The organism is Streptomyces sp. NPDC003011 (assembly GCF_053591515.1).
The window spans coordinates 1-1,869 of the sequence record NZ_JBSFTY010000191.1; the positions used below are offsets into that span (position 1 = coordinate 1).

The 1,869-nt window shown below is 68.8% G+C and carries 1 protein-coding gene; it reads left to right on the plus strand.

Annotated elements, in window-relative coordinates; translation table 11 throughout:
• On the plus strand, window positions 1-1,869 hold a 1,869-nt coding region (locus ACWD0J_RS41230), incomplete at both ends, for a polyketide synthase dehydratase domain-containing protein (protein WP_451500998.1).

Below are 1,869 nucleotides of genomic sequence, written 5' to 3' on the forward strand. Positions count from 1 at the left end.
ACGAAACCCACACCCACCTCGCCACCCTCACCACCCTCCACACCCACCACCACACCATCAACCTCACCCCCCACCTCCCCCAACGGGAAGAACCATCGGAACATCTCGACCTGCCCACCTACCCCTTCCAACACCAGCCCTACTGGCTCCAAGCCCCTGCCCAGCTCACCGACGCCACCGACCTCGGCCTGGCCAGCAGCCCGCATCCCCTGCTCGCCGCCACTGTGCAGCTCGCCGGCGCGGGTGGCATCGCTACAGCCGCCGAATCGTCTGGTGCGTCAACGGTGTTCACCGGCCGTGTCGGCCTCAGCACTCACCCCTGGCTCGCCGACCACGCCGTCGCAGGCACCGTCCTGCTGCCCGGGACCGCCCTGGTCGACCTGGCCCTCCACGCCGGCGACCACACCGGCGCCCACCACCTCGACGAACTCACCCTCCACACCCCCCTCATCCTCGACGACACATCGAGCCGCGACCTCCAAGTAACGACAACCCCGGAGACCAACGGCTGGCGGATCGTGATCCACTCCCGCCCGCACATCAACGACCCGGACAACGACACCGAGCCGTGGACCTGCCACGCCACCGGCACCCTCACCACCGCAGAGCAGTCAGCCCAGCCCCTCACCCAATGGCCGCCCGCCAACGCCACCCCCGTCGACACCGCCGACCTCTACACCCAACTGGCCGACCACGGCTACGACTACGGGCCCGCCTTCCAGGGCGTCACCTCCATGTGGGAGCAGGCCGACGGCACTCTCCACGCCGAGATCACCCTGCCCGACAGCGCCGACCCAGCCGGCCACACCATCCACCCCGCCCTCCTCGACGCCGCCCTCCACCCCCTCGCCCTCACCACCCAGACCACAGACACCAGCGAAACCCGCCTGCCATTCGCCTGGACCGGCGTCACCCTCCACGCCACCAACGCCACCCACCTACGCGTCACCCTCACCACCACCGACAACGACATATCCATACAAGCCTGGGACCCCACCGGCACACCCGTCGCCACCATCACCACCCTCACCACCCGCCCGATCGACCCCATTGCGCTGGTCACCGGCACCGGCAGCGACACCCGCAACAGCCTCTTCCACATGACCTGGAAGCCCACCGAGGCAATCACGGGCGAGGTCGACCTCGACGAAGTCGATGTCTACATCCCGGGCATCGGCGAGGACAGCGAAGGCCCGGCAGCCGCTCACGCAGCGATCGAGGCGCTCCTCACCCACCTGCAGTCATGGCTGGCCGCCAACGAAACGACCGACCGTAGCCTGGTCGTCCTCACCCAGCACGCCGTGGCCACCAGCCCGGCCGAGGACATCAACCTCACCCAAGCCCCCCTGTGGGGTCTGGTGCGGACCGCACAGAACGAGAACCCCGGCCGCATCCACCTCCTCGACACCGACGACCCAGCCGACACCTCACACCTGGCCGCCGTCATCGCCACGGATGAGCCCCAACTCGCCGTACGTCATGGCCAGTTCCTCGCGCCCAGGCTGGTGCGGTCGACCGACCGCGTGGACGGTCAGCTGACGATTCCGGCCGACCCGAATTGGCGACTGGACAAGACAGCCCCCGGCACGCTGGACAACCTGGCGCTCCTGCCCAATCCCGATCTGCCCGAAGAGCTCGCGCCCGGGCAGGTCCGCATCGACGTCCGCGCCATCGGCCTCAACTTCCGCGACGTCCTGATCACGCTGGGGATGTATCCGGGCGATGCGCTCTTGGCGAGTGAAGGCGCCGGCATCGTCACCGAAATCGCCGACGACGTCACCAACGTCCGCCCAGGCGACCGCGTCATGGGCATGTTCCCCCACGGCGCCGGCGCACAGACCGTCACCGACCACCGACTGATCACCCCCA